This window comes from Streptomyces gobitricini, from assembly GCF_039532985.1.
GTDB classification, from domain to species: Bacteria; Actinomycetota; Actinomycetes; order Streptomycetales; family Streptomycetaceae; genus Streptomyces; species Streptomyces gobitricini.
In genome coordinates this window covers 21,458-29,076 of sequence record NZ_BAAASR010000011.1, presented here as the reverse complement: position 1 = coordinate 29,076, position 7,619 = coordinate 21,458, and the positions used below count along the sequence as shown (strand labels likewise).

Genomic DNA, 7,619 nt, shown 5'->3' with positions numbered 1-7,619 from the left:
CGCCGCGCCCGCCCCGCGGCCTCCGCTCCCGGACGGCCCGCAGGGGGGCGCCCCGGCGCCGCTCCTGGCCCGCGGCCGGTCGCCGCACGCCGACGGGCAGCCCGCCGCACCCGCCCCCATACCGCCCGCACAGGCGGCCGGGCACGTCCCTGCGCAGCAGCCCCCGCAGCCGCACACACCGCACGCCGCCCCCGCGCCCCATCCCCCGCACGCCGCGCCCGCCCCCGGCCCGCACGCACAGGAGCAGCTGGCCCAAGCGGCCGAGGCGGCCCGGGCGCGGCAGGCCGCCGGCCGGCAGGGCGACACCGCACCGCACGCCGCACCGGCCGCCGCGGTACCGCACGCCGTGCCGCCCTCCGCAGCACCCCCCTCCGCCGCACCGGCCGTCTCCGCACCGTCCCCGGCGCCCTACCCCCACGGCCCGGCCACCCCCGGCTCACGCCCCGTCGTCGACAAGGACCTCGCCGCCGCCGGGCGGAAGCCGCGCCGGGGCGAGCCGTTCACCGCGCGCGCCGTCCGCGCCGTACGCCGTACGGTTTCGTCGTCCGCCGCCCGGGAGGTCGCCGAGACGACCCGTACCGCCGACACGCTCCAGCAGCCGGTGACGACCGGGCGGCAGATCGCCGTCACGTCCATCCGCGGGGGCGCGGGCAAGACGACCGTCGCCGCGCTGCTGGGCCTCACGTACGCGCACTACCGGCAGGACCCCGTCCTCCTGGTCGAGGCCGACCCCGCGCTCGGGTCGCTGCCGATCCGGCTCGGTGCCGAGACACTGCGGTGGACCACCGGCGACGTCGCCGGCATCGTCGAGCCGCAGATGTCGCTGCTCGACGTCACCGGCTACCTCGTGCAGCTGCCCGACAACGCCTGGCTGCTGCCCGGCAGTCAGGGCCGGATCGGCGCCATGCTGGACACCCGGGCGTACGAGCGGGTCATGGTCGCGCTGCGCCGCTACTTCGGCGTGACCGTCGTCGACTGCGAGACCCTGCCCGCCGAGGTCGCCCGCGTCGCGCTGTCCGCCGCCCAGGCCCGCGTCCTGACGACCCCCGCCACGCTGGAGGGCATCGCCAGCACCCACGCGGTGCTCCAGTGGATGCAGGGCCTGCCGCGTCACATCATCGCCGGCACCGTCGTCGTGCTCACCGAACTCGTGCCGCACGCCGGGCTCGACCTCGACGAGGCCACCCGCAAGCTCGCCGCCACCGGCGCGAGTGTCCAGGTCCTGCCCTACGACCGGCACCTGGCGGCCGGCGGCCCGATCCGCACCGAGCTGCTCGCCCACCCCACCCGGCAGGCCGCCACCCGGCTGGCGGCGGACGTCTTCCAGCTGTCCCAGAAGCGCCACTGAGGGGGAGCGGACCGTGAGCACCCGACTGATACACCGCCCCGCCAGGACGACGCGGCCGCCCGCCGCCTCCGAGGCGCGCACCATCGAGGCCCCGCCCAACCTCCCGGAGGGCAAGGGCGGCAACGTCGCGATGTCGCTGCTGCCCGTGGCCGGTGTCATGTCGTCCGTCGTGATGATGACGGTCGTCCGCAACAGCCAGTTCGCCGCGCTCGGCGCGCTGATCCTCGTCATCACCATCATCGGCTCGCTCGTGCTGGTCTTCTCGCAGCGCGGCAAGGCCCAGCGCACCCGTCGCACCCAGCGCGAGGCGTACCTCGCGTACCTGGAGGACCTGCGCGAGGAGCTGTCCGCCGAGGAGCGCGCACGGCGGGAGCGTGCCGACGTGCTCAACCCGCCGCCGCACGCGCTGTACGACATCGTCCGCGACCCCGCCCGGCTGTGGGAGCGCCGCCGGCTCGACGCCGACTTCCTGCGCGTACGGGTGGGCACCGGCGAGATGCCGGTGCGCGACCTGCGGATCGCCGACCAGGGCTCCTCGGTCCTCACCCCGCCCGACCGGTTCATGCTCAACGAGGCGTCGGCGCTGATGGACCGCTTCCGCACCGGCACCGAACTCCCGCTGACCGTCCCGCTCGACCGGGTCGGCAACATCAGCGTCGTCGGCCCGCGCGAGGACTGCCTGCGGGTCGCGCGCGCCCTGCTCGTCCAGGCCGCCGCCCTGCACGCCCCCGACGACGTGGCGATCGCGCTCGCGGTACCCGGGGAGCGGCTGGCCGACTGGGAGTGGGCCAAGTGGATGCCCCACCTGCTGGACACCGACCAGTTCGACGGCCCGGTCGCCGCCCGCCGCATCGCCCCCTCGGCGCCGCAGCTCGCCCGGCAGCTCGGCCCCGAGCTGCGCCGCCGCGCCTCCTACGCGGCCGAGGTGCGCCGCGGCCTGTCCGGCAAGGACGCCCTGTCCATGTCGTCCCGCCTGCTCGTCGTCACCGACGGGCACGGCGAGGACGCCGTCGACCTGCCGCGCCCCGACGACGCGGTGGGCCTGCGGGAGATGGGCGTGACCGTGCTGCACCTGCTGGAGCAGCGCGTCCAGGAGCCGGGCCACGTGGGCGTGCGGATCACCGTCGACGGCGACCAGGTGGTCATCGAGGACCTCCGCGAGGAGGAGCCGATCGGCGCGCACGGCACGGTCGACGAGGTGTCCGTTCCGTTCGCCGAGGGCTTCGCCCGGATGCTGGCGCCGCTGCGGCTGTCCGCCGAGTCGATGGCCGACGCGCCGCTGTCCGGGGCGGTCGACTTCGCCGACCTGCTCGGCATCGACGACGTGGCGCGGCTGGACCTGGCGACGCTGTGGGCGCCGCGCGGTGAGCGCGCCTTCCTCCGCGTACCGATCGGTGTCAGCGACTCCCGCGAGCCGGTGCTGCTGGACCTGAAGGAGTCCTCCGAGCTGGGCATGGGCCCGCACGGACTGTGCGTCGGCGCCACCGGCTCCGGAAAGTCGGAGCTCCTGCGCACCCTGGTCCTGGCGCTGGTGGCCACCCACCCGCCGGAGGACCTGGCGCTGGTCCTGGTCGACTACAAGGGCGGCGCGACCTTCGCCCCGTTCGCCGGCCTGCCGCACGTCGCCGGTGTCATCACCAACCTGGAGAACCAGGCCGGTCTCGTCGAGCGCGTCCACGCCTCCCTCGCCGGTGAGGTCAAGCGCCGCCAGCGGGTCCTCAAGGAGGCAGGCAACGTCGCCGACATCGGCGACTACGCGGCGCTGCGCGCCGAGAAGCGGCCCGATCTGGACCCGCTGCCGCACCTGTTCATCGTCATCGACGAGTTCGGTGAACTCCTCACCGCCAAGCCGGACTTCATCGACCTGTTCCTGTCCATCGGCCGTATCGGCCGCTCGATCGGCGTGCACCTGCTGCTGTCCAGCCAGCGCATCGAGGGCGGCCGGCTCAAGGGCCTGGACACCTACCTGTCGTACCGGCTGGGCCTGCGCACCTTCTCCGCCGACGAGTCCCGCACGGTGCTCGACACCACCGACGCCTTCCACCTGCCGCCGCTGCCCGGCTTCGGCTACCTGAAGGTCGACACCAGCCACTACGAGCGGTTCAAGGCGAGTTACGTCTCCGGCGCCTACCGCGGCCCGGTACGGCGCGCCGAGGACGAGGACACCGGACCGCTCGCCCTGGAGTACGAGGCGTACAACACCCTCGGCGCCTCGGAGGAGAGCGGCCCCAAGGAGAGCACGGTACGGCGCCGCGAGACCGGGCCGACCGAACTGGGCGTCATGGTCGAGCAGCTGGAGAACGCCTCCACCGATCCGGTGCGCCGCATCTGGCTGCCGCCGCTGCCCGGCGCGGTCGCCCTCGACCAGGTCGCCGGCCCGCTCCAGGCCGGCCCGCGCGGCATGCAGCTGTCCGCGCGGCGCGGTCCGCTCCAGGTGCCGCTGGGCCTGCTGGACGACCCGACCAGACAGTGGCAGGGCAAGTGGTACCTGGACCTCACCGTGGCGGGCGGCCACGCCGCCGTCATCGGCGGCCCCCAGTCCGGCAAGACCACCCTGCTGCGCACGCTGGTACTGTCGCTCGCCCTGACGCACACCCCGCGGGAGGTCGGCGTCTACGGCCTCGACCTGGTCGGCGGCGGCCTCCAGGCCCTGTCTGGCCTGCCGCACGTCGGCGGCGTAGCGAGCCGCGCCGACCGCGAGCGCGCAGCCCGTACCGTCGAAGAGGTACGGAACATGCTGACCGCCCGCGAGGACCTCTTCCGCGAGCACAACATCGACTCCGTCGAGCAGTTGCGCACCCTCCACGCGGCGGGCCGGCTGCCGCAGCTCTCCTCGGCCGAGATCGTCCTGGTCATCGACGGCTTCGGAGCCCTGCGCGACGACTTCGACGAGCTGGACGACGCCGTCGTCGACATCCTCAAGCGGGGCGGCGGGTACGGCATCCACGTCGTCGCCGGCATGCTCCGCTGGAACGACGTCCGCATCGCGACCCAGTCGTACTTCGGCACCCGCGTCGAGCTGCGCCTCAACGACGCCACCGAGACCAGCATCGACCGCAAGCTCGCCGAGACGCTGTCGCCCGACGAACCGGGCCGCGTCCTCACCGACGGGAAGCTGTTCGCGCAGGCCGCCCTGCCCCGTACGGACGGACTGTCCGACAACACCGACCTGGGCACCGTCCTGGAGCGCACCGCCCGGCAGGTCCGCGCCGCCTGGAGCGGCGAGGTCGCCCAGCCGGTGCGGGTGCTGCCGCACGTCCTGGAGCCGCACCTGCTGCCGGGCCCGGTCGCCGAGCCGAAGCGGGTGCCGGTCGGCCTGGACCAGACGGCGCTCGCGCCCGTACTGCTCGACCTGTTCGCGCACGACCAGCACCTGCTGGTCATGGGCGACAGCGAGTGCGGCAAGACGAACCTGCTCAAGACCATCGCCGCCCGGCTCGTCGAGCGGTACGGGGAGGACGAGCTGGTCCTCGCCGTGATGGACCCGCGCCGGGGGCTGCGGGGCGTCGTGCCCGAGGAGTACCTCGGCGGGTACGCGTACAACGCCAAGCTGTGCGGTGGTCTCGCCGCCGGTATCGCCACCGAGCTGGAGAAGCGGCTGCCGGACGAGAGCGCCGCCCTGGAGGACCTGGAGCCGGGCAGCTGGGGCAGCGGTCCGCGGATCGTGGTCCTCGTCGACGACTACGACGTGCTGACGACGGCCGGGCAGGCGCCGCTCGCGCCGTTCCTGCCGTACATCCCCTCGGCCGTCGACATCGGCCTGCACTTCGTGCTGACGCGCCGTGTCGCGGGCGCCTCGCGCGGCATGTACGAGCCGCTGGTGCAGGGGCTGCGCGAGTCGGGGGCGTCGGCGATCCTCATGGCGGGCGACCGCAGCGAGGGGCAGCTGTTCCCGGGCGTGTACGCCTCCCAGCAGCCGCCCGGCCGGGGCGTGCTCATCCGCAGGGGCCAGTCGAACCGCCTGATCCAGACGGTGTACACGCCCGAATGACGACGAAGTCACGAGTTAAGGACCGGACGACCCCATGACCAAGGACGTCATAGCCCTCACCGAGCGCATGCCGGATCCGTGGAGTGTGCTCGCGGGTCTGCTCTCCGGCGGCCCGGACAAGCTGGTGGACACGGCCGGCGAGGACGCCGTCGTGCGGCTCTGCGACGAGGAGGGCCGCCCGCTCGTCTCGGTGGAGGCGCCCCTGCTGGTGCAGGTCCGCGGCGAGGCCGAGCGGCTGCTCGGGGCCACGCCGCCGCCGGTGCCGTTCTGGTGGACGGAGGCGCGTGCCACGACCGGGGTGGCGGAGGCGGAGCGGTTGGCGGGCACCTTCGCGGCCCGACTGGTATCGCTGACGGGTGGCTCGGCGTGGCCGCCGGAGGCCGCGCGGTCGCTGGCCGTGGTGGCGTCGGAGGGGGTGGGGGTCGCGCCGCCGGCCGCCGCGCGGCCCGCGGTGGACGTCCTCACCGACAAGGTGGCCGTCGTCATCCAGGACCGCCCCGTGGTCGCCATGACGGCGTGGCTGGCGGACGCGTTCCGGGCGGCCGCCGAGGGCGGGCTGGGGCTCCAGATCGTCGCTCCGGCGGGTACCACGCTCTCCCCGGCGGTACGGGGCGCGCTGTCCGCCTGGCCGTCGCGCTGGGTCGTGCAGGACGAGCGGGACGGCTACTACGACGGGCTGTCCGGCGCGGTGCTGGCGTGGCAGGAGGGGATGTTCCACCCGGTCGCGGCGCCCGACTCCACGGACGAGGACCCGCGCGCCCGGGTGGCCGCCGCCTACCAGGAGGGTGTCGAGGACAGCGGGGAGCGGCAGTTGGGCCTGACGTTCCGCACGGTGCACCCGGCGGACGACCGGCTGGTGCTGGGCGGTGCCCTGGAGTCGGTGTGGCGGGAGCTGACCGGTGAGGCGCCGGCCGGGTGGGGCACGGCCGAGCCCGCCAACCTGCCGTGGTCGCTGCGGCGGCTGACGGACGTGGTCCACGAGCGGGCGCCCGAGCCGACGTGGGTGGTGGTGGTCGGCAGTCCGGAGCGGCCGGGCCTCGCCACCGTACGCGTGAGCCGTACGAAGGCGGGTGTGGAGGAGGAGGTCACGCTGGCGTTCGGCTACGGGCCGGACGAGGAGCTTCCGGTGGACGCGGTGCCGAGGGCGGCCGAGGTGCTCGCCACCGGTCACCACCTGCGGTCGATGCTCGTACAGCTCCGCAAAGCCCGCCGTGACCTGGCGGTCCCGCCGCGCTTCGAGGGACCTGGCGTTCCGCTGGCCTTCGTGCTCGGCGCGGAGGAGGTACGAGCGATGCCCGGCGACCGTGCCCGCCGGACGCCGCTGCCCGATGCCCCGGTCCAACTGGGCCCGAGAGCCCGGCCGGCGCTGTACTACCCGCTGCCCGGCGACCCGTCGGACCTGTCGGGATGGCAGGACTTCGAGCGGCTGGTGCGGCACCTGAAGGGCGAGTGATGTCATGTGTTCGTCACAGAGGGCCACGATCCGGTGATTGCTCATTGCAGGAGCGACGCGTGAGTTGATAGGCATGTGGTCGTACATTCGATCCATACGATCGTCCATCGCAGCGGGGGTAGCCCGATGAAGTTCGATATGGGGGCGCAGGTCCTTTCGACCCTGATGTCCCAGTCGCAGGGTTCGAGCAACGACCTGGGCCTGCTGATCCGTCAGCTGGTGCAGGCCGCGGCGCCGTTGGAGGGCAAGTTCAACGGTGCGGGCAAGGTGGCGTTCGACTCGTTCAAGTCGCGCTCGGACGAGATCACGGCGGCGCTGAACGGCTCGCTGGCGGCCATCCTGGGCGGCCAGTCCGGCATGGAGTCGGCGTTCGGCTCGGGTGACCAGGAGCAGGGTGACAACGCGCGGACGCAGATGTCGTCGGCGAACTTCGACGCGGCACGTTTCTCGGGCCGCTAGACCGATCCGTACACGGGGAGTTGATTGCTGATGGCTGCTGCGGGAAGCGACCGTCGTTCGTACGACACGGGTGCCTCTTCGGAGGCGCAGATGAACATCCAGGCGGTGATCGCGCGTCTGGAGCAGGTGATCAGCGCGCGTGACGCGCAGGTGAAGGCGGCGATGACGGACTTCGCGGCCGACGGCGTGGCGGACGAGTACCACGGCAAGGAACTGCGCTGGAACTCCGCCTCCCAGGAGGTCCGCAACATCATCCAGCTGCTCAAGACGACGCTGGAGAAGAACGACGCGACGGCGCAGCAGACGCTGCAGCGGGCGAAGGCCGCGGTCGACAACATCGGCTGAAGCGGGTACGGGGGAGCGTTTTC

The 7,619-nt window shown here is 73.6% G+C and carries 5 protein-coding genes; all 5 read left to right on the top strand.

Annotated elements, in window-relative coordinates; genetic code table 11:
• A partial coding sequence (locus ABD347_RS09620) for a MinD/ParA family ATP-binding protein (RefSeq protein WP_425575613.1) occupies positions 1-1,348 on the top strand: 1,348 nt, incomplete at its 5' end.
• Between the two features lie 13 nt (positions 1,349-1,361).
• On the top strand, positions 1,362-5,339 hold the full coding sequence (eccCa, locus tag ABD347_RS09615; RefSeq protein WP_344359025.1) for a type VII secretion protein EccCa: 3,978 nt from the start codon (positions 1,362-1,364) through the stop codon (positions 5,337-5,339).
• A 34-nt stretch (positions 5,340-5,373) separates the two neighbouring features.
• Positions 5,374-6,792, top strand: a complete 1,419-nt coding sequence (locus ABD347_RS09610; RefSeq protein ID WP_344359023.1) for a DUF6177 family protein — start codon at positions 5,374-5,376, stop codon at positions 6,790-6,792.
• 126 nt (positions 6,793-6,918) lie between these two features.
• Positions 6,919-7,251, top strand: coding sequence for a hypothetical protein (locus tag ABD347_RS09605; protein ID WP_064067185.1), 333 nt, complete (start codon positions 6,919-6,921; stop codon positions 7,249-7,251).
• Positions 7,252-7,281: 30 nt separating this feature from the next.
• Complete coding sequence (locus ABD347_RS09600) at positions 7,282-7,596, top strand: pore-forming ESAT-6 family protein (protein WP_344359019.1); 315 nt, start codon at positions 7,282-7,284, stop codon at positions 7,594-7,596.
• Positions 7,597-7,619 lie beyond the last annotated feature (23 nt).